The organism is Paenibacillus albicereus, from assembly GCF_012676905.1.
In the GTDB taxonomy this organism is placed as follows: Bacteria; Bacillota; Bacilli; order Paenibacillales; family Paenibacillaceae; genus Paenibacillus_O; species Paenibacillus_O albicereus.
In genome coordinates, this window is record NZ_CP051428.1 from 4,526,439 (window position 1) to 4,545,775 (window position 19,337).

Consider the following 19,337-nt stretch of genomic DNA (forward strand, 5'->3'; position numbering starts at 1 on the left):
CGGCCGATCAGCCGCCGTATTGGATCTTCTGCTTGTCGGCATGGCGCGCCAGCGCCAGCTCGATCAGCGTGTCGAGCAGCTCGCGGTACGACAGGCCGGTTTCCTTCCACATCAGCGGGTACATGCTGTACGGCGTGAAGCCGGGCATCGTGTTGACCTCGTTGATGAGCAGCTGGCCGTCGCTCTTGCGGAGGAAAAAGTCCACGCGCGAGAGCCCCGAGCCGTCGATCGCCAGGTAGGCGCGGATGGCCATCTCGCGCACCGCCTCGGCCGTCTCGTCCGGCAGGTCGGCCGGAATCTGCATGATGCTCGTGCCGTCGACGTACTTGGCGTTGTAGTCGTAGAAGTCCGCGCCGCTGATGACCTCGCCGGGCACGGAAGCCCGGGGCTCGTCGTTGCCGAGCACGCTCACCTCGATCTCGCGCGCGTCGACGAACTCCTCGACGACGACCTTGCGGTCGTAGCGCAGGGCCAGCTCCACGGCGGCGATCAGCTCCTCGCGGTTTTTAGCCTTGGAGATGCCGACGCTGCTGCCGAGGTTGGCCGGCTTGACGAAGCACGGATAGCCGAGCGCGACCTCGATCTCCATGACGAAGAACGTATGGTCCTTCTCCCACTGCGTGCGGTTGAAGCTGCGGTAGATGCACTGCGGCAGCCCTTCGTGGGCGAATACTTTTTTCATCGTGATTTTGTCCATGCCGACCGCCGAGGCGAGCACGCCCGCCCCGACATACGGGATGTTCGCCATCTCGAGCAGGCCCTGGATCGTGCCGTCCTCGCCGAAGGTGCCGTGCAGCAGCGGGAAGATGACGTCGACCGCCTTCTCCGGCGCGGCCGCGGCGGCGGCGGCCTGCAGCGCGGTCTCGCCCGCCGGCGCCGGCGCCAGGCCGCCGAATACCGGCGCGAGCGCCATGCTGCTGTCGCCGCCCTCCAGCTTCAGCTGCTCCACGCTGTCCGGAGCCGCGAGCAGCACGCTCGCCGAGCGCCACTCGCCCGTTTTGGTGATATAGAAGGGCTGGATCTCGTATTTGTCGAAATCGAATGCCCCCATGACCGCCAGCGCCGTCTGCAGCGAGACCTCGTGCTCTCCCGACTTGCCTCCGTAGACCAGTCCGACGCGAATCTTCTCTCCCATGATGGTTGACCTCCGGTACCCTCTCGAAATGAGGATGCCAACAACCGGGCCCGCCTATACGGACCGGCTGCGGGCATCCTGGCCGTGCTGCCTTACATGCTGTCGCTCAAATGATAGAACCGGTAGCGGGTCTGCTCCGTCCATGCGTATGAATCCTTGTAATCCCAGTAGCGGTGGCGGCTCGGCACCGTATTGGCGTTGACGAGCGGCATGCCGTCCCCGTCGAACGCCGTCACGATCGTCGTATGCTGGAAGCGGCCGTCGCCGTTCCAGTCGTAGGCGATCACGTCGCCGAGCTCCAGCTCCGCCGCGCTCTCCACCGGCGTCGCCCTCATGCCGGACGAGCGGGGGAAGCTCAAGTACAGCTGGAACGCATTGGACACGGCCCAGCTGTAGCTCCATTGCTCCTGGCCGCCCGTCCGTCCCTTGTACCACCAGCCGGATTCCCTTTTCCCAGTATAGTTCATCGGCGCTTCCCCTGCAAAGACGCTCTGCGACACGTAATTGGTGCAGTTGACCTCGAATTCCTCGTAGGCGGGGTTCGGCTCGTTCCACCACTGGTCCGCGTAGGCGGCGGCCAGCTCCCGCCGGTAGCGGACGGCGCGGGAGCGCGTGTTGATCCGCGGCACGACGCCATGGTTGAGGAACGGACGCGGCGCGCCGGGGGGCTGGATGCCGCTGCCCCCGCCGTTGCCGTAGGAGCGATGCTCGGCGAGCGCGCTGTCCGCCGCGGCATGGCCGTAGCGCGGACGCCGCTCCCCCACGAGCGGCTCGACCCGCGTCAGCCGCCAGCCTCCGTCCGGGCCGCCCGAATCCAGCCATAGCCGCTCGCGCTCGATGCGCTCCTCCGTATACTGCCGCCCTTTGTGCTGGACATGCCGCTTCAGATGCAGCCGGAGCACGACCGATACCTCCGCGCCGGATTCGTTGATCTTGACCAGCGCGGCCCGCGTCTCGCACTGGGAGGTGAGCAGGTCGCGCTCCTCGGCGCGTTCCCGCTGCCGCTGGAGCCGCTGCAGCAGGCGCAGCCGATGGTCCGCGTCCGTCATGATCCCGGCGAGCGCGCCGTCGCGCAGCTCCACCTCGGCTTGGTTGCACGCCTGCACGTAGCGCTGCACGGCGCCGCGCCAGCCTTCCGCCGGGCCGCCCCGGCGCTCCGCCTCGCCGGCATCGGCTTGCGGAGGCCTTTTTCCCACCTTGATCCGCGGCATCCTTCCCCATCCTCTCTCCGAAGCGCTATTCGTCCATCTTAATTCCCATCCTATGTCGGACGCGGCCCGGATTATGAACCGATTCCACGAAAGCGCTTTAGAGGGATGATCGGTCCGATTGGACGAGTTCCCGACAGGTTTCCATCGAATTTTCGCTAAATATAGCCTTTTACAAGACAGGCTGACCTGAAGTATGATAAAGTTCAGCACATTTCTATTCTGCTGAATTCCACGAAGGTGGAAGCGGGGGAACCAACCGCAGGCGTCTTTTCGCGCCTGCCGGGGTGAATCCGGCGCGCACCCGATGCGCGGCTGCCGAAGCCGCTGCGGTCTGCGCCCGGTAGGGCTACTCTCTTGGCCCGAATCCGTCAGCTAACCCCGTAAGCAACCAAAGGAGAGGTTCGACCATGTCTTTGCAGGAACGCTTTACGGGCGGTCCGGATCCGAGACGGCTGCGAGCCGTCCGCCGCTCCGCCGCATCCGTCGCCGAGCAGGAAACCGCCTGCTCCGCCGCATCCGTCGCCGAGCAGGAAACCGCCTGCTCCGTCGCGCTGCCGCTTCCCGTCGTGCTGGACACGTCCGATGCCGTCGAGGAGGCAGGTCTACACGACCTCCGCGCGGAGCTGATCGGCCAGGAGCCGCTCGCTCCCGACCGCCGCATCCGCCGCATCGACCTGTTCATCAGCCGCACCGCGGCGATGCTCGCCTCAGGCAGCGGCGACTATCTGGTCGCGCTTCATCTTTATGCAGGCTCGAGCCTGCACCGTGCCGTCGTCACGATGTCCTACTCCGAGGCTCCCTCCGATTGGCAGAGCTGGAGCAGCTGGTTCCAAGCGTTCGTCGGCGTTCCGAGCGACGAGGCCATGTCGGTGCTCTACTATGACGCCGAATGGATCAGCGATCATCGGGACCGTCTTTTGCGCAAGGCTCTGGAGCCGAGCTCCAGGGAAGCGATGCCCTTTCCCGCCACCGCCTTCTGGAGAAGGCACCACCTCATCGAATCATCCGACATCCATATCCAGCACTCGATGTAACCCGCCGCTCGGACCATCCGCTGATCCCTGATGCTCATGATGCTCATGCAGGAAGCCCCCGAAGGGCTTGTCCCTCGGGGGCTTCGCTGCGTCTATGGGGACGGGGCCGCTCCTGGGTCGAGCCCGCGCCGCTTCGGGAGCTCCAACAGGGAGGGAACCGCTCCTGTTCCGATCGCACGCCTGCCATCGACCCAGGCTCGCATGGCCCGGCAGGCGCGCTCCATCCTTTTCGGGCGGCGTCAGCCCTGCTCGCCGGCGGCTGTCCTGCGGCAATCGTCGCAGATGCATGCCTGGCCTTGAAGCGGCTTCGGCACCCGTTCCAGCAGCTCGGGCGGGAAGGCCGCCTCCATGCACCAGCAGCCGGACGGATCCCGCCCCGCTGCCGCCGCGCATCCGTTGTCCCCGTCGCACAGAGGACAGCGCCCGCTGTCGATGCTGGTCATGATCGCTTCACGCTCCTTTGTCTTGCCGCTCTTGTGTCTTGCCGCTCCCGTGTCTTGCCGCTCTTGCGCCGGCACCCTTGGCACCTATGGCAGCGGCTTCATGCCCTAACGACGCCTGAGAAGCTTAGAAGCCTATTTTCCCGCTTTTCTTTGAGCTTACGACGTATCAGACGCTTAGAGCCTCCTCCTGACGTTATTCTCAGCAAATAAATGCCTCTTGCCGTCTCTAAGCTCCTCACTCGTCGTTAGCTCAGGACTAGGCATGAATTCGGCCTCTTAACGAGCTGATTCGTCGTTAGCCTGATTCGTCGGTAGCCTGATTCGTCGTTAGCCTGTTCGTCGTTAGCCTGTTCGTCGTTAGCGTGTTCGTCGTTAGCCTGATTCGTCGTTAGCGTGTTCGTCGCTAGCGTGTTCGTCGTTAGCCTGTTCGTCGTTAGCCGAATGCGCTCGAGCTCGCCTTTCATCTATGCGCCTATCTTATCCATACAATGGAGGAGGTTGGTGGATTCGTCGACACTCGATTGCCCGCCTAGCTTCATCCAGCCCGGCTCGCCGCACTCCGCCATGAAAAAGGCAAAGACGGGACGAAGCGGAGTCCACCTCCGTCTCGTCCCGTCTTCGCCCTTGCAGCTATGCCGCTATGCCGCTATGCCCGCAGCCTTACGCGCGGCTCAGCTCCAGCTCCTCTTCCTCGTCGCGGTTGTAGCTCTCGCGGTCGAACTCGTCTTCCGACACGGCGACGAGCAGCGACGACACCGTCGTGCCGGTCGCATTGACCGCCGTACGGCCCATGTCGACGACAGCGTCGATCGCGAGCACGAGGCCGAGGCCTTCCAGCGGCAGGCCGAGCGCGGTGAGGACGACCGTCGTCGAGATCGACGCCGGTCCCGGCACGCCGGCGACGCCGATCGAGGAGATCGTGCTGACGAGCACGATCAGGATGTAGTCGGAGATGCCGAGCGGCACGCCGTACACCTCGGCGACGAAGACCGCCACGACCGCTGGCCAGACGCCGCCGCAGCCGTTCATGTTCATCGTCGCGCCGAGCGGAGCGACGAAGCTGGCGATGCGCGGCGACACGCGCAGCCGCTTGGTGATGACCTCCAGGTTGACCGGCAGCGTCGCATAGCTGCTGCGCGTCGTGAAGGCGACGGCGATCGTCGGGTAGATTTTGCGCAGGAACTTGAACGGATTGAGCTTCGCCCAGAACGTGACGAGCGAGCCGAACGTCAGGATGAAATGCAGCAGCAGCGCGACGTACGTCGCCAGGATCAGGCTGATGAGCGGCTTGAGCGTATCGAAGCCGTAACGGGCGGCCATCGAGCCGATCAGCGCATACACGCCGTACGGCGTCAGGCGGATGATGTATTTGGTCACCTGGTTCATGACCTGCTTGAACGATTCGACGACCTGGCGCACCGGCTCCGCCGCCTCCGGCTTGCGCGAGCCGAGCTGTACGATCGCGACCGCGAGGAAGATGGCGAAGATGAGCACCGGCACGACCTTGCCGTCGGCCATGTCGCCGATCGGGTTGGACGGCACGAGGTTCAGGATGACCTCGGAGAATGTCGGGATCGTCCGTGATTCGTAGCCTTCCGGGGTCTCCTGGGCGATGCCCGCCCCCGGATTGAACGCCAGCGCGACGAGCAGGCCGATCAGCGCCGCCACGCCGGTCGTGCCGATGAAGAGCAGGATCGTCTTCGTGCCGATCTTGCGCAGCTGGCCGAGGCTCGAGATCGACGAGATGCTGGAGATGACCAGCACCGCCACGAGCGGAATGACGAGCATCTTGATGAGGTTGACGTAGATGGAGCCGATCGTGCCGATGCTCGTGGCGTCGAGCTCCAGCGCATTCAGCGACACGCCGACGATCAGACCGATGCCGAGCGCGATCAGCACCCGATAGCCGAAGCCGACGCGGCGGCGCGCCAGCCAGACGAGCAGGCCGACGACCACAAGGGAAACGAGCAGGCTGACCCAGTTCGTCTGGAACGCGTGCACGAGATTGTTATCCGTAGACAATGAAGACATCCCCTTTATATCCTAGTGTTTTACTATGCTATAGTATACTAGCCAGGCTGACCTCTTATGTCAACGATTATTTAGTTCGTGAATAATGGAAGTCATGAACGATTCGGCTTTGCTGCCGGTTTATTCCAGGCTGAGCATAAGTCAATCGGCCTCACATATATTTTTCTAAAAACGTGAGGGGGACCTGAAATGTGCACCGCCGTCACGATGACCACCTCGGATCGCCATTCGTTCTTAGCCCGCAATTTCGATTTCAGCGAGCTCCCGGTCGACTACAAGGTGTATTTTCTTCCGCGCAGGTATAGATGGTTCAATCGGGCGGAGGACCGGTACATATCCAGCCGCTATGCCGTTTTAGGCATGGGAGCTTCGCCAGGCGAGCAGCAGATCGGATTGTTCGACGGCATGAACGAGCATGGACTGATGGGCGTGGTGCATTACTTCGATGGCTTCGCCCGGTACGAAGAGCAGCCGGACGTGAAGAAATTCAATATCGCTCCTTTTGACTACCTGCTTCATGTCCTGTCCCAGTTCAGGCTGACCGACCAGATTGTCGAGCACCTGGAGAAGACCCGCCTTGTCGCGATCGAATTCGATATTTTGAAGAGGATCCCGCCGCTGCACTGGATTTTCACCGACCGCAACAATCGGACCATCGTCATCGAGAGCACGAGCGAAGGCGTGAGCGTATATCGGAACAAGGTCGGCGCCTTCGCCAACAGCCCGGACTTCCGCTGGCATCTCGTGAACTTGAATCTGTACGTCAACCTCACCCCCGTCAACAAAGCCGAGAACGTCTATTGGGGTGACTACCAGATCAATCGTTCGCCGGAACTGTCCAGCGGCAATTACGGCATTCCGGGAGACTACTCCTCCCCCTCCCGTTTCGTGCGGGCCGCCTTTCTCCGCAATCATATCGAGCCGGCCGCGACGGAAACGGAAGGATTGCTGAACACCTTGAAAATCCTTGAGTATTGCGCGGTCCAGCGAGGAGGGGAAATCGAGGACGGAGACCCGACCTTCACCCTTTATACAAGCTCGATGTGCAGCCAATCCGGCATGTACTACTTCAACACCTACGAGGACAGCCAGGTCCACGCCGTCAATCTGTTCCACAACCTCGACCAAGACAAAGTCATCACCTATCCCGTGTCCCGTGAGCAGTCGATCAAGTATCGGAATTGAACAAACGCCAAGCCCCGCATGCGCTGCTGAAAAGCAGCGCATGCGGGGCTTGGCGTGTTAAGGAAACAAGAGCAGGAGACTCCGTGCCCAAGGGACTCATCGGCTCATCTGGCTTGTCCGGAGCGAGGCATGCGAGCCTCAAGCTCAGCCCGGCAGCATCGCGCCCATGCGCGTCGCGGACTGGACGACGAGCGCCGACTGCTCGCGGATGATGGAGGGCGTGAAGCGCGCGGCCGGTCCCGATACGGACAGCGCCGCCGCCAGCCGGCCGCTGCGGTCGAAGACCGGCGCCGACAGCGCCGCCGCTCCCGGCTCGCGCTCCTCCATGCTCGTCGCGTAGCCGAGCCTCCGGATCTCCTCCAGCTGCTCGCGGAACGACTGCGGATCAAAGCCTTGAGGCAGAGCCTCCGAAGCCATCATCTGGGCGGCCAGCCCCGGCTCCGCGAACGCGATGAGCACCTTGCTCGACGCCCCGACGTACAGCGGCAGCCGTACGCCGACGGGCGCCACGCGCCGGATCGCCTGATTGCTCTGCACCGCCTGGATGCGGATCCGCTCGCTGCCGTCCCGTACGTACAGGCTCACCGTCTCCCCGAGCGTGTCGCGCAGGCGCTCCATCTCCGGCAAGCAGATGACCGCCGGGTCGCCGGAGCGCGACCGATGCGCCGACAGCTCCCAGATGCGCATGCCCAGCCGGTAGCGCTCGGAGCTGCGGTCGCGCTCGAGGAAGCCCTTGTCCTCCAGCGTGGCGAGCATCCGATGCACGGTGCTCTTGTGCAGCCCGACCCGCTCGGCGATCTCGGTCATAGGCAGATCGCTCTCCGTCGTAAAGCAGAGCAGGATATCCAGCGCCCTCTCCACGGCCCTTACATTCGATTTTCCATCCTCGGCCTTGCCGGTGCGGGACGGTTCCATGCGCTCACCTGCTTTCTTGTCCGGGGCGGAGAAGCGGGTGCTTCTTCTCCGTTCTCATTGAGAATCATTATCATTATAGGGGAGATGAAGCGTTTCGTCTACCTTCAAACAGTTTCATTGAGTGAAACTAAGATTCTCCTAGTATAACTCGTTTCCTTTATCGCGTAAAGAAACGGCTTCATTTTACGGCAACATTACAAGAGCTTAACAATTGCTCGACATCAATTGACAGCCCGGACGATCGACGCATAAAGTAGTAGTACCAAGGACTTAGAACGCTTACAAAACAAGGGAGGGGAAGACGAAATGAGCAGCTCTGCCCTGCACACGCCGCTGAATCCGCCGCTGCAGCTGGAACCTCCCCTATCTTCCCCGCTTCCCCGCCGCGACACGCGCCGCAACGCGCTCGTCGCCGCCATATCGGCGGGAGCCGCCCTTCTGCTGCTGCTCGTCGCCGCCTTCCACGGCTACATCGCCTGGATGGTCGCCTATCCGTATGTCGCGCCGGTCCACTCCAACCCGATGGAGGCCAAAGGTCTCGCCTACGAGGACGTCGCCTTTCCGAGCCTCAGCGGCCGCACGACCGTGAGCGGCTGGTACATTCCCGCCTCCCCCGGCCGCTCGATCCAGAGCGAGTCCGAGCGGACGATCGTGCTTAGCCACGGCTACGGCGCGAACCGCGAGGAGACGTGGGTGCCGATGTATGACCTTGCCAGCCTTCTCCACCGGCTGAACTATAACGTCCTGATGTTCGATTACGGCTATGCCTCCCAGCAGTATCGCGCTCCGGCCACCGGCGGCTGGGAGGAGTCGCAGCAGCTGCTCGCCGCCGTCGACTACGTCCGCGAGAGCGGCTCCAAGGAAGTCGTCGTCTGGGGCTTCAGCATGGGCGCCGGCACGGCGCTGCAGGCCGCCCTGCAGACGGATGCGATCGATGCGATGATCCTCGACAGCACCTTCGTGGCGAGCCCCGACACGCTGTTCGACAACGTGCGCAACATCATCGACCTGCCCCGCCTGTCGCTGCCGCTCATCGAGAAGCTGCTGCCCCTCTGGACCGGCGTCGACTTCAACAAGATCCCGGCCGAGCAGGTGCTGAGCACGAACTATTCCATCCCGATCTATATGATCCACGGCACGATGGACGCCAAGGCCTCCTACCAGTCCGCGGAGACGATCGCTGCCCGGCAGACGAATCCGCTGTCGCGCGAATGGATCGTGAACGGCGGCCAGCATGAGCTGCTGTTCCGCCAGCATCCCAAGGAGTACATCCAGCGCGCCGCGCTGTTCCTCAGCCAAGTCAACCAGTCGCTGGAGCAGGAAGGCCGGCTGGACGCCTGAACGAAACGACGCGAGATGCGGCCACGAGACCGTTGCCGCGTACGACGCACGAATGACGCGAACCTAAAAATAGAGCCGCTCCCTGTGGGGCGGCTCCATTTCTGCGCATGGGCGATTACTTGAATCGCTCGGGATAAAGCTCCCGGTTCAACTGGTCCGTTTCATCTAAAAATCGGGAAAGCAGCGACTCTCCCGTCAACGACTTGGCCTGCTGCAGCTTCTCGAACCGAGCGATGAGCTCCCCTTTCTCTTTTAGAGAATGCAGGACCTTCTGGACGGCAGGATCGGTCGAGTCCTTTTTATCTTCATAGTGGGAGCTGTGGATCAGGTGAAGGTCCTTGTAGCCGGTGAATACCTCCTGGAATTCCTCCAGATCGCTTTTAGGATTCAAGGCGGAATCCAGGTCGGCCGCTTTTGTAGCCAGCTCTTTCAGCTTCTGCTCTTCCTCTGTCGTCGCGCCTGGCGCATTTGCGATCTTCTTCTGAGCCTCGTAGGCTTGGTTGGCCTCAGTCGCTCTTTCCGGCAGCGTCGAGCTGTTCGCTTCGGCTGGATTCTGCTTCATGCCGGCAAGCGTGATGCCGCCCGCCAGCACCGAACCGCAGGTCGCGAGCAAGAGCCACGATCTCTTCTTCATGAAGGCCCCCCTTTTCTTCCTATTATATCCTTTAATTCTATTAAAAGTTAACCTCTTTTTGCCCGCCGAGCTCTACCCGATTGCACCTTCCGGGGCAGCCGCCGCTTGGGGAACATCCCCTCCGAATTGCACATCCTCAAAGGCTTTTCTCATCAAAAACAGCGCCGACGACCCGATGGTCAGGTGCCGGGTTGTGGTCTGAACATCATTGGATTGCAATTACTCTTAAAATAAATATAAACAAGTGGAGCCGTCGGTCATGTCCCCGCGATAGCTTTAATAAGGGTCGTCGTCCGCGATTCCTTTTTTTCTAAAGCGCTCATATCGGGGGCAGCATGCCGAATACACCTAAGCGAGAGCCATGCGTCCGCCAGCAGCCGCGATCGACGCGCGGCCCCCCGGTCCGACCACCAAAAGGAGGGTTTCCCCATGACCCAAGCGCCATCCGATCTCGCGCAGCCGAGGCTGCTGAAGGAAATCAAGCAATGGAAGCAGGAAGAGGCGGACCGGCTGGAGCAGATCCTGCTGGCCGCCGAGCTGGAGCCGGCCTATGCCGGCGTGCTGCAGCAATGGCAGCCGCTGCTGGAGCGCACGGCTGCGGAAGCGGACCGGCTGCTGGAGGCGCGCTCGCAGACGCAAGGGGCCGGAGTCGCCGGAGAGCCGGCCGAGCTGCTGGAGGCCGCCGCCGCCCAAAGCGGCGTGCTCGTCCAGCAGCTGCTGCAGCTGCTCGCGGCCAGCCCCGCGCTCGGCCGCGAGCCGCAGGCGCGCTCGGCCGTACACGAGGCGCTGCGAAGCTCCACCGCCTGCCTCGCGCGCGCCGAGGCGCTCCGCCAAGGCGTCGAGGCGGCGGAGCCGGAGCCTTTCGAGCCGCGAAAGGGCGGTGCGGGCGAGCCGGCCGCTTCGACATCGGAGCCGCCCGCCCGCGCGGAAGCGCCTCCCCGCACCGGCCATGATGGCGGCGCGATGCCGCAGGTGCCGATCGGCGGCCATAAGCTGCCTCCTTTGCCCTATGCGTACAACGCGCTGGAGCCGTACATCGACGAGGCGACGATGCGCATCCATCACGACAAGCATCATCAGACGTACGTGGACGACCTCAACAAGGCCGAAAAGGAGCTGCAGGCGGCGCGCAAGAGCGGCGACTTCGCCCTCGTGAAGCATTGGGAGCGGGAGCTGGCGTTCAACGGCGCCGGGCATTACCTGCACACGCTGTTCTGGCCGGCCATGTCGCCGCAAGGCGGCGGCAAGCCCGTCGGCGCCCTGGCCGACGAGATCGACCGCAGCTTCGGCAGCTTCGATGCGTTCAAGAAGCAGTTCTCCGAAGCGGCGGCCAAGGTCGAGGGCGGCGGCTGGACGATCCTCGTCTACAGCCCGCGCAGCCGCAGGCTTGAGATCCTGCAGGCGGAGAAGCATCAGAACCTGTCGCAGTGGGACGCGATTCCGCTGCTGCCGATCGACGTGTGGGAGCATGCTTACTACCTCAAGCATCAGAACAAGCGGCCCGACTACATCAAGGACTGGTGGAACGTCGTCAACTGGCCTTATGTGAGCGAGCGGTTCGAAAAAGCGCGGACGCTGGCCTGGGAGCCTTACTGACGGGCTGCTCCGGATTCCTCGTTCCGGTGGCGAAAGCCGCTCTGCGCCTCTCGTCCCGGACATCCGGAAGCGGAGCCGGCGCGGGGTTCCCGCAAAAAGCAAAAGCCCGCCAGCCTGGACATCAGGCTGACGGGCTTTTGCCCATGCGTACAACCGCTACTGCTTGAGCAGCGAGAGGAACTCCGCGCGCAGCGCGCTGTTCGAGCGGAACTCGCCGCGGACGCCGGAGGTGATCGTCTTGCTGCCCGGCTTCTTGACGCCGCGGGAGCACATGCACAGATGCTCGCCCTCGACGACGACCATGACGCCCTGCGGCGACAGCGCCTCGTCGAGGATGTCGGCGATCTGCGACGTGATCCGCTCCTGCACCTGCAGCTTGCGGGTGACCGCCTCGACGAGGCGGGCCATCTTGCTCAGTCCGAGAATATGGCCGTTCGGCAGGTAGCCGATATGGACCTTGCCGAAGAACGGCGCCATATGATGCTCGCACTGGCTGTAGTATACGATATCCTTGACGATGACGAGCTCCTCGTGGTTCTCGTCGAACGTCACGCCGAGCACGTCGGCGGGATTGACCTCATATCCGGCGAAGATCTCCTCGTACATGCGGGTGACGCGGGCAGGCGTGTCCAGCAGCCCTTCGCGCTCGACGTCCTCGCCCACCAGCTTGAGGATCTCGCGGAGATGGTATTCGATCTGCTCGCGGTTGCGCGCGACCATTGAGTTGGAGTAATCTTTCAAACCTGCCATCGCGGCCTCCCTGGCTTCCTTTAGGAGCGGGCGGCTGCCGCGTTATCTGCGCTTGCCGCCACGCTGGTTCGGGATGAATTTTTGCTGTCCGCCTTGCTGGCCCTTCATCATCTGCTGAGCCTTCTGCATCTGCTTGTTGTTGAGGTTATAGCCCATCTGCTTGGCCATCTTTTGAAGCATCTCCGGATCGGACTGCATCTTCTCCATCTGCTTGCGGAGATAGAACACGCCGATGAAGAAGCCGCCCACCAAGCCGACGATCAGCGTGACGATCGGGATGACGATATTGTACCATTCCACGCGCGGTTCACCTGTCCTTTATCCAAGGTCAATAGAGCTCTTCCATCTTAGCATTAACGGGGGGGCGGCGCAATTTCAAAAGCGCCTCCAGCCGGCATCGGTCCGAGCTCCGCAGGCGCCTCGTCCGGGCGTTGCGCCGCCGGGCGTCCCGTCTCTCCGCTCGCCTCCGGGATGGCCTCCGCCTGCGACAAAGCCGCTCCGTCCGCCGCCCCCTCCCGCAGCGAGGCGAGCGAACGCTCCGCCCAGGAGCGGGCCTCCTCATCCGTCTCCCGCTCCGCCGCCTCCGCGAGCGCGGCCTCGGCCTCCGGGCCGCCGATCCGCCCGAGCGACCAGGCGGCCGTGCCGCGCAGCACCGGCCTCGGATCGTCTCGCAGCACGCGGATAAGCGCAGGCACCGCCGACTTCTCTTTGAAGTTGCCGAGGGCGATGACGGCGTTGCGCTGGATCGGCTTCTTGCCCCGCCACGACGAGGCGTTGCGGCCGTACCGCTCCTTGTACTCCCGATTGCTCATTTCGAGCAGCGGCTCCAGCAGCGGCTTCACCAGCTCGGGATCGGGCCGGAACTCCGGATGCCGCGTCACGTTGACGCCCCGGTTGACGGGGCAGACGATCTGGCAGGTGTCGCAGCCGTACAGCCGGTTGCCGATCTTGCGCATCAGCTCGTCCGACACCATCTCCTTGGTCTGTGTCAGATAGGAGACGCAGCGCTGCGCGTTGAGCTGTCCGGGGCCCACAAGCGCGCCCGTCGGGCAGGCGTCGATGCACTTCGTGCAGCTGCCGCAGCCGTCCTCGACCGGCTCGTCGGGCTCCAGCGGCAGGTTGGTGATCATTTCGGCCAAGAAGATGTAGGTGCCGTGCTTGCGGTTCAGGATGAAGCTGTTCTTGCCGCTCCAGCCGATGCCCGCCCGCTCGGCCACCGCGCGGTCGCTCAGCTCGCCGGTATCCACCATCGATTCCGCCCGCAGCTCCGGCACGCGCTCCCGCAGCCAGGCTTCCAGCCGCGCCAGCCGGTCGCGCAGCACGGTGTGGTAGTCCTCGCCCCAGGACGAACGGGACAGGATGCCGCGCCGCGCGCCGGGCTCCGACTTGGGCGGGTCCTGCAGCTTGGACGGGTAGGCGACTGCGATCGCGATGATCGACAGCGGCTCGTCGAAGAGGAGCGACGGATCGGAGCGGCGCTCGATGTCCTTCGGCTCGAAGCCGGACTCGTAGCCCAGCTCCCGGTGGCGGATGAGCCGTCCCTTGAGCGCGGTGAACGGCTCGGGCGAAGCCACGCCGATATCGTCGATGCCGAGGTCATAGGCGGCTTCCTTCATCTCGGCCTTGAGCCGTTCCCAGAAGCCGGCCTCCGGCTTGTTCCGCCTTTGCGCCATCGTCCTCTCCTCCTCTCCCCAGCTTGTCCCGATTAGGCCCGTCCCAGAATAAAGACAGGGCCGCGCAGCCGCGCGGCCCCCGCTCCTCTAGCCCTTGCCGCCAGCCCTCATCGCCTTGATGGCGCCTACGGCCAGCTCGTCGCAGCGGTTGTTCCATTCGTTGTCGCTATGTCCTTTGACCTTCACATAGGACACCTCATGAGTGCCCATCAGGTCCCACAGGCGCTGCCACAGCTCCTTGTTCTCGACCGGCTGGCCCTTGCTGTTCTTCCAGCCGTTGCGCAGCCAGCCGCGGATCCAGTTGTTCTGGAAGCAGTTGACGACATACGCCGAGTCGCTGTGCACCTTGACGCGGCACGGCACCTTGAGCAGCGCCAGCGCCTCGATGACCGCCTGAATCTCCATGCGGTTGTTGGTCGTATGCGGCTCCGCGCCGGAGATCTCCTTGCGCTTGTCGCCATAGAACAAGACGGCCGCCCAGCCTCCGGGACCCGGATTGCCGGAGCACGCCCCGTCGGTGTATACGGTCACTTCCTTCATGCTATCGCTCCTTCCCCGCCGCGATCGGCGGACGGCGGACTCGCTCCGGTCGCCCGGCGCCTACAGGCGTCCCGCATGGACGAACGGCCAGAGCAGCAGCTCGGCCCGGCCTGTGATGTCGCTCTCGTCGACCGCGCCGAACGTGCGGCTGTCGCGGCTCGCCCTCCACTGCCGGTTGTCGCCCAGGACGAAGTAATGCCCGGGCTCCACCTGCACCGGCTGGAAATTCTCCAGCGCCGGCACCGGATCCGCGTACAGCTCCGCCACCGGAAGCCCGTTGCGCAGCAGCTTGCCCTCGCGCAGCTCCACCAGGTCGCCAGGCAGCCCGACGACGCGCTTGACGAGGTACCCCGGACTCCCGTCCTCCGGACGCGGGTCCTGCAGGATGACGACGTCGTTCAGCCGGATCGGCAGCGCGTCGCCGGCGAGCCGGCTGACGAGGAGCCAATCGCCGGGATGGAGCGTCGGCCTCATCGAGTCCCCCTCGACGATCGACAGGTTGAGCACGAACCGGTTCAGGAACAGCACGACGGCCGCTACGACGACGGCCGTCCGCAGCAGCGCGGACCGCTCGCGCCGCCGCGCGGCGCGGCGACGCTCCGGCTCGAGCGGGCGCTCGGCCGCGGCAGGCTCCGTCATCATGCCGGCCCCTCCTCCTCGCGGCCCGGACGACGGGTCCAAGCCTCGTAATACTGCAGCACGATCTCATCCTCGAACGGCGGCTTCCCGCCGCGGATCCGCTGCGTCACCTCGCGCAGGCCCTGGCCGACCTTGGCATCGATGATCGGCGGATAGCGGTAATCCGCCTTGTGGCGCTCGTACTCGTCGCGGTCGACGACCGCCAGATCGCCGCCCGCGGTGCGGATGACATCGAGGTCGTAGTCGATGTACGTCAGCACGTCGCCCGACAAATAAGGCGGCGACGCCAGATTGCAGTAGTACCGGATGCCGAAGTCCTCCATCATCGCGACGACGTTGTACCATTTGCCAGGCAGGAAAAAGGATACGGCCGGCACGCGGCTGACCCATACCGAGCCGTCCGCCTCCGTGATCGGAGTCTGGTTGTTGATGAGCACGATCATGTTCTCCTCGGCCTGCTGCGGCAGCAGCAAGCGCTCGGGGACGAGCCAGTTCTTCTGCCATTGGCGATGGAGATGGCCGTCGTGCTTGAAGCTCTTGATATAACAGCGCCGATACGTGTCCACTTACGCACTCCCTGACTTAACCTTCATCATAATAAGAAAAGCATATCCAGGCGCCAAAATCAATGGACGCCGGACATGCTTCAAGGTAAGGGCGGCTCGGCCGGCGAGCCGCTGTCCGGAGAAGATCCGGCCAGGGCTCGTCCTAGCCCGCCACGATGCTGAGCTTCTGGAACGAATGATAGAAGTCGTTCGGCTCGAAGCCGAGCGAGCTGTAGAGCGTAAGTACGGGTTCGTTATGCTTGTCCGCCGTGACGAGAATCTTGGAGACGTTGCGCTGCTCGAAGCGGGCGCGCAGCCGGGAGATGAGGCCCTTGGCGATGCCGCGTCCGCGGAAGTCCGCATGGACCGCGACACGGTAGTAGTACCCTCGGTTGTTGTCGATCGTGCCGATGATGATGCCGGCGACTTGATCTCCATCCGATGCGACGAGCACGAGATCGCTGTCCCAGGACAGCTGCCTGGTGAGAGCTTCCTTCGTTTCCTCGTAGCACTCTTCGCACAGGACCGATTGCAGCAAGGAGGTCGCGCCGTGGTAGTCGGCGAGCTGGAAAGAACGAACATGCATGAATGCTTAGCTCCCTTACATTCAATGTCATTGGTAAAAGCTAAGTTTGATTATACGACAAAAGTAAAGGAAAGCTAGGTTTTTTGTCCAAAAAACCGCATTAATTTTAACATTGCGCTTACAATTCGTTGAAAGCGCTTTATTGGTAACGCTTACTCGATCGTTTGAACTTTATAACGTACGGGTAAGAATAATGGATCGTTTTCGTGGCATTCTAGTGTCGGCCGGCATGCCGGACCGATCCTCTTCCATGCGGAGAAGCCGCTCCGCCGCCCCTGGACTTTTGAAAGAAAAATGTTGATTTATTCAGGGGCTTGAGGGATAATAATCTGGAATCGCTACATATCTTTTAAGGAGGTTTTTTGATCATGGCCCATGAACTTCCAGCACTTCCGTATGCGAACGACGCTCTGGAACCGCATATCGACGCTCAGACGATGGAGATCCACCACGATCGCCACCACAACACGTACGTGACGAACCTCAACGCCGCTCTCGAGTCCGCTCCCGAGCTGGCCTCCAAGTCCCTCGAGGACCTGATCGCCGACCTGAACAGCGTGCCGGAATCCATCCGCACGGCCGTCCGCAACAACGGCGGCGGACATGCCAACCACAGCCTGTTCTGGACGACGATCGGCCCGAACGCCGGCGGCGCTCCTACGGGCAAGCTGGCTGAGGCGATCGAGAGCGAGCTGGGCGGCTTCGCCAAGTTCCAAGAAGATTTCGCCAAGGCGGCTACGACGCGCTTCGGCAGCGGCTGGGCTTTCCTCGCCGCCGACAAAGCCGGCAAGCTCAAAGTGTACAGCCTCCCGAACCAGGACAGCCCGATCATGGAAGGCGAAACGCCTCTGCTCGGCCTGGACGTGTGGGAGCACGCCTACTACCTCAAGTATCAGAACAAACGTCCCGACTACATCAAGGCGTTCTGGAACGTCGTGAACTGGGACGAAGTCGGCAAGCGCTACGAAGCAGCCGCGAAGTAAGCCTTCGCCCGATCTGCCGAGCCTGTCCGCAGCATATGCTGCGGACAGGCTTTTTTGCGTGTTCAGGCGCGGGGCAAGGCCAGGGGCCGGCGGCAGGCGGCGCGGCAGGCGGCGCGGCGGGCGGGCGCGAGGGGCGTGGCGAGGAGGCGGAGGCACGGCGGGCCGCGAGGGGCGTGGCTAGGAGGCGGAGGCGCGGCGGGGCCGCGAGGGGCGTGGCTAGGAGGCGGAGGCGCGGCGGGGCCAGGGGTCGGCGGATCGGCCAGTTGAACCAGCCCATCAGTGCCTCTCCGAGATTCCGGCTGGTTCTTTGCATCAGCTATGCATTCAAGGCCGGATTTCTCTCCCTTGTATCTAACGATACTCAGAAGCGTTATTTCGCCAAAAAAGCCGCTTCATAAATTCTAACGATACTCAGAGGCGTTAATCTGCTTGAAAAGCGGCGAAAAGCTCCCCTTTTGTTCAAATAAAGCTTCTGAGTTTCGTTACGAGCTCGCAACCTATGTTTTTCGACTACATAGCGTTCGTGAGTTTCGTTAAGCTTGCTCCGCTCGAAAATCTGGAAAAAATCCCTCGCCCGGTCAAGTGGATAGGCTCCAGCCGCATAGGCTAAGACATCCTGCGTTTTGTCGAAGCCATGCGCGAGACCGAAAGGAGCCTTTCGACCGGTATGTCACAACCTTACCTGTATTACGCCCCCGACAGCGCCTATCGCTATGTCCAGGCGGGGGGAGACTGCGGATGCGGCAGTCCTCGCGCATTCCAGCCTGCGCCGCCGCCCATTCCCCCGGCACCGCCGACGCTCTTTCCGCCGTTAGGCGGGGGCCTGTTCCCTCCGCTAGGGCATGGCGGCGGCTTCCCCGGGCCCGGTCCGGGGTCGTTTCCGCCGGGACCGGGGCCTTGGCCGCCCGGGCCGGGGCCGTTCCCGCCGGGGCCGGGGCCTTGGCCACCCGGGCCGGGGCCTTGGCCGCCGGGGCCGGGGCCTTGGCCACCCGGGCCGGGGCCGTTCCCGCCGGGACCAGGGCCTTGGCCGCCCGGGCCGGGGCCGTTCCCGCCGGGGCCGGGGCCTTGGCCACCCGGGCCGGGGCCTTGGCCGCCGGGTCCGGGGCCTTGGCCGCCCGGGCCGGGGCCGTTCCCGCCGGGACCGGGGCCTTGGCCGCCCGGGCCGGGGCCGTTCCCGCCGGGGCCGGGACCTTGGCCGCCCGGGCCGGGGCCGTTCCCGCCGGGACCGGGGCCTTGGCCGCCCGGGCCGGGGCCATTCCCGCCGGGGCCGGGACCTTGGCCGCCCGGGCCGGGGCCGTTCCCGCCGGGACCGGGGCCTTGGCCGCCCGGGCCGGGGCCATTCCCGCCGGGGCCGGGACCTTGGCCGCCCGGGCCGGGGCCGTTCCCGCCGGGGCCGGGGCCTTGGCCGCCTGGTCCGGGGCCGTTTCCGCCGGGTCCGGGGCCGTTCCCGTTCGGAGCTGCCGGTCCGGCGGTGCCTGCATCGGCGGCCAGTCCGACGCCGGAGACGGCGACGATCTCCGCCATGGCGCCGATCGGCTCGGTTCCGCCCGGACCCACGGTAACGCCGAACGCTCCCGCCCCGGTGACGGTACGGATCGACGGCGGAGAGTCGTTCCCTTACGTGACGGAAGACTACCAGATTCCGTTCTATGAAGGCATGAACATCGCCCAGGCGCTCGACTACACGGGCGTCGTCCAGGCGACGACGAGCGGCGTGAAGGCCGTCGGCGGCGTCCGCAACGACACGACCGACGACGTACGGATCGGCGGCGGCGTCCAGTACGTGCTCCGGCTGAACGGGCGGCAGATTCCCCACTCCCTGCTGAGCTTCCCCGTCCACCGCCGCGACGTGATCGGCATCGAGCTGATCGTCATCGGCCCGAGCTAGGCGGCCGGACCGCGCTTCGGCATCATCACCGCGCCAGCACGCCAAGGCTCTTCCGGATTGCCGCCCTTTGCGGATGATCCGGAAGAGCCTATTTGGCCGTTCATTCCTGCGACGACGCCTCGGCTCCGCCGCGATACATCTTCCCTGTGCCGGAATTCTCCGCTCTCCGAGCGCCGGTCTTCGCGTCGGCCACCGATCTCCGAACGCC

At 63.9% G+C, this 19,337-nt stretch carries 19 protein-coding genes and 1 riboswitch; of the genes, 6 read left to right on the plus strand and 13 right to left on the minus strand.

All coding sequences use genetic code 11. The annotated features are described in order from the left end of the window. Positions 1-7: 7 nt before the first annotated feature. The gene (locus tag HGI30_RS20315) at positions 8-1,135 is read right to left on the minus strand and encodes a D-alanine--D-alanine ligase (RefSeq protein WP_168909176.1); all 1,128 of its coding nucleotides are present in this window, start codon (positions 1,133-1,135) and stop codon (positions 8-10) included. A gap of 92 nt (positions 1,136-1,227) precedes the next feature. Further along, a complete protein-coding gene (locus HGI30_RS20320) occupies positions 1,228-2,346 on the minus strand; it encodes an amidase domain-containing protein (RefSeq protein WP_168909177.1) in 1,119 nt (372 codons plus the stop codon). 210 nt (positions 2,347-2,556) lie between these two features. Then, a riboswitch (cyclic di-AMP (ydaO/yuaA leader) is annotated at positions 2,557-2,748 on the plus strand. A 5-nt stretch (positions 2,749-2,753) separates the two neighbouring features. Between HGI30_RS20320 and HGI30_RS20325 the strand changes: the two genes are divergently transcribed. Next, positions 2,754-3,380, plus strand: a complete 627-nt coding sequence (locus HGI30_RS20325) for a hypothetical protein (RefSeq protein WP_168909178.1) — start codon at positions 2,754-2,756, stop codon at positions 3,378-3,380. Positions 3,381-3,619: 239 nt separating this feature from the next. On the opposite strand, the gene HGI30_RS20330 is transcribed toward HGI30_RS20325, so the two are convergent. Further along, positions 3,620-3,823: a cysteine-rich CWC family protein gene (locus tag HGI30_RS20330; protein ID WP_168909179.1), complete on the minus strand. Its 204-nt coding sequence runs from the start codon at positions 3,821-3,823 to the stop codon at positions 3,620-3,622. 660 nt (positions 3,824-4,483) lie between these two features. After that, entirely contained in the window at positions 4,484-5,845 is a 1,362-nt protein-coding gene (locus HGI30_RS20335; protein WP_407944997.1) for a dicarboxylate/amino acid:cation symporter, read from the minus strand. A gap of 198 nt (positions 5,846-6,043) precedes the next feature. Between HGI30_RS20335 and HGI30_RS20340 the strand changes: the two genes are divergently transcribed. Continuing rightward, positions 6,044-7,039 (plus strand): choloylglycine hydrolase family protein, encoded by a 996-nt coding sequence (locus HGI30_RS20340; protein WP_168909181.1) that lies wholly within the window; start codon positions 6,044-6,046, stop codon positions 7,037-7,039. 144 nt (positions 7,040-7,183) lie between these two features. Here the strand turns inward: HGI30_RS20340 and HGI30_RS20345 are convergent, their stop codons facing one another. After that, a complete protein-coding gene (locus tag HGI30_RS20345; RefSeq protein ID WP_168909182.1) occupies positions 7,184-7,954 on the minus strand; it encodes an IclR family transcriptional regulator in 771 nt (256 codons plus the stop codon). 306 nt (positions 7,955-8,260) lie between these two features. Here HGI30_RS20345 and HGI30_RS20350 point away from each other — a divergent pair, with 306 nt between their 5' ends. Then, the gene (locus HGI30_RS20350) at positions 8,261-9,295 is read left to right on the plus strand and encodes an alpha/beta hydrolase (protein WP_168909183.1); all 1,035 of its coding nucleotides are present in this window, start codon (positions 8,261-8,263) and stop codon (positions 9,293-9,295) included. A 115-nt stretch (positions 9,296-9,410) separates the two neighbouring features. On the opposite strand, the gene HGI30_RS20355 is transcribed toward HGI30_RS20350, so the two are convergent. Further along, positions 9,411-9,929, minus strand: a complete 519-nt coding sequence (locus HGI30_RS20355; RefSeq protein WP_168909184.1) for a hypothetical protein — start codon at positions 9,927-9,929, stop codon at positions 9,411-9,413. A 429-nt stretch (positions 9,930-10,358) separates the two neighbouring features. Here HGI30_RS20355 and HGI30_RS20360 point away from each other — a divergent pair, with 429 nt between their 5' ends. Continuing rightward, entirely contained in the window at positions 10,359-11,525 is a 1,167-nt protein-coding gene (locus tag HGI30_RS20360; protein ID WP_168909185.1) for a superoxide dismutase, read from the plus strand. A gap of 156 nt (positions 11,526-11,681) precedes the next feature. On the opposite strand, the gene folE is transcribed toward HGI30_RS20360, so the two are convergent. From folE to HGI30_RS20395, 7 genes are all read right to left on the minus strand, one after another. Then, entirely contained in the window at positions 11,682-12,275 is a 594-nt protein-coding gene (gene folE / locus HGI30_RS20365) for a GTP cyclohydrolase I FolE (protein WP_168909186.1), read from the minus strand. Between the two features lie 42 nt (positions 12,276-12,317). Next, entirely contained in the window at positions 12,318-12,575 is a 258-nt protein-coding gene (locus HGI30_RS20370) for a YneF family protein (RefSeq protein WP_028598616.1), read from the minus strand. 53 nt (positions 12,576-12,628) lie between these two features. Continuing rightward, positions 12,629-13,948 carry a tRNA epoxyqueuosine(34) reductase QueG gene (gene queG, locus HGI30_RS20375; protein WP_168909187.1) on the minus strand — a complete coding sequence of 440 codons (1,320 nt, stop codon included), beginning with the start codon at positions 13,946-13,948 and terminating at the stop codon, positions 12,629-12,631. 87 nt (positions 13,949-14,035) lie between these two features. Then, positions 14,036-14,488 (minus strand): ribonuclease HI, encoded by a 453-nt coding sequence (gene rnhA, locus HGI30_RS20380; RefSeq protein ID WP_168909188.1) that lies wholly within the window; start codon positions 14,486-14,488, stop codon positions 14,036-14,038. Between the two features lie 60 nt (positions 14,489-14,548). Continuing rightward, the gene (gene lepB, locus HGI30_RS20385; RefSeq protein ID WP_168909189.1) at positions 14,549-15,130 is read right to left on the minus strand and encodes a signal peptidase I; all 582 of its coding nucleotides are present in this window, start codon (positions 15,128-15,130) and stop codon (positions 14,549-14,551) included. Next, positions 15,127-15,693 (minus strand): DUF402 domain-containing protein, encoded by a 567-nt coding sequence (locus HGI30_RS20390; protein ID WP_168909190.1) that lies wholly within the window; start codon positions 15,691-15,693, stop codon positions 15,127-15,129. Before HGI30_RS20390 ends, lepB begins: the two co-directional genes overlap by 4 nt. 142 nt (positions 15,694-15,835) lie before the next feature. Further along, a complete protein-coding gene (locus HGI30_RS20395) occupies positions 15,836-16,258 on the minus strand; it encodes a GNAT family N-acetyltransferase (RefSeq protein WP_168909191.1) in 423 nt (140 codons plus the stop codon). Between the two features lie 368 nt (positions 16,259-16,626). On the opposite strand from HGI30_RS20395, the gene HGI30_RS20400 reads away from it, so the two are divergent. Both HGI30_RS20400 and HGI30_RS20405 read left to right on the plus strand, forming a co-directional pair. Further along, positions 16,627-17,241 (plus strand): superoxide dismutase, encoded by a 615-nt coding sequence (locus HGI30_RS20400; RefSeq protein ID WP_168909192.1) that lies wholly within the window; start codon positions 16,627-16,629, stop codon positions 17,239-17,241. A 1,471-nt stretch (positions 17,242-18,712) separates the two neighbouring features. Further along, a complete protein-coding gene (locus tag HGI30_RS20405) occupies positions 18,713-19,129 on the plus strand; it encodes a hypothetical protein (RefSeq protein WP_168909193.1) in 417 nt (138 codons plus the stop codon). Positions 19,130-19,337 lie beyond the last annotated feature (208 nt).

Bases quoted from the DNA above. Each gene is read 5' to 3' on its own strand.
- HGI30_RS20315 (WP_168909176.1), bottom strand. From the start codon at position 1,135: ATGGGAGAGAAGATTCGCGTCGGACTGGTCTACGGAGGCAAGTCGGGA.
- HGI30_RS20320 (WP_168909177.1), bottom strand. From the start codon at position 2,346: ATGCCGCGGATCAAGGTGGGAAAAAGGCCTCCGCAAGCCGATGCCGGC.
- HGI30_RS20325 (WP_168909178.1), top strand. From the start codon at position 2,754: ATGTCTTTGCAGGAACGCTTTACGGGCGGTCCGGATCCGAGACGGCTG.
- HGI30_RS20330 (WP_168909179.1), bottom strand. From the start codon at position 3,823: ATGACCAGCATCGACAGCGGGCGCTGTCCTCTGTGCGACGGGGACAAC.
- HGI30_RS20340 (WP_168909181.1), top strand. From the start codon at position 6,044: ATGTGCACCGCCGTCACGATGACCACCTCGGATCGCCATTCGTTCTTA.
- HGI30_RS20345 (WP_168909182.1), bottom strand. From the start codon at position 7,954: ATGGAACCGTCCCGCACCGGCAAGGCCGAGGATGGAAAATCGAATGTA.
- HGI30_RS20350 (WP_168909183.1), top strand. From the start codon at position 8,261: ATGAGCAGCTCTGCCCTGCACACGCCGCTGAATCCGCCGCTGCAGCTG.
- HGI30_RS20355 (WP_168909184.1), bottom strand. From the start codon at position 9,929: ATGAAGAAGAGATCGTGGCTCTTGCTCGCGACCTGCGGTTCGGTGCTG.
- HGI30_RS20360 (WP_168909185.1), top strand. From the start codon at position 10,359: ATGACCCAAGCGCCATCCGATCTCGCGCAGCCGAGGCTGCTGAAGGAA.
- folE (WP_168909186.1), bottom strand. From the start codon at position 12,275: ATGGCAGGTTTGAAAGATTACTCCAACTCAATGGTCGCGCGCAACCGC.
- queG (WP_168909187.1), bottom strand. From the start codon at position 13,948: ATGGCGCAAAGGCGGAACAAGCCGGAGGCCGGCTTCTGGGAACGGCTC.
- rnhA (WP_168909188.1), bottom strand. From the start codon at position 14,488: ATGAAGGAAGTGACCGTATACACCGACGGGGCGTGCTCCGGCAATCCG.
- lepB (WP_168909189.1), bottom strand. From the start codon at position 15,130: ATGATGACGGAGCCTGCCGCGGCCGAGCGCCCGCTCGAGCCGGAGCGT.
- HGI30_RS20395 (WP_168909191.1), bottom strand. From the start codon at position 16,258: ATGCATGTTCGTTCTTTCCAGCTCGCCGACTACCACGGCGCGACCTCC.
- HGI30_RS20400 (WP_168909192.1), top strand. From the start codon at position 16,627: ATGGCCCATGAACTTCCAGCACTTCCGTATGCGAACGACGCTCTGGAA.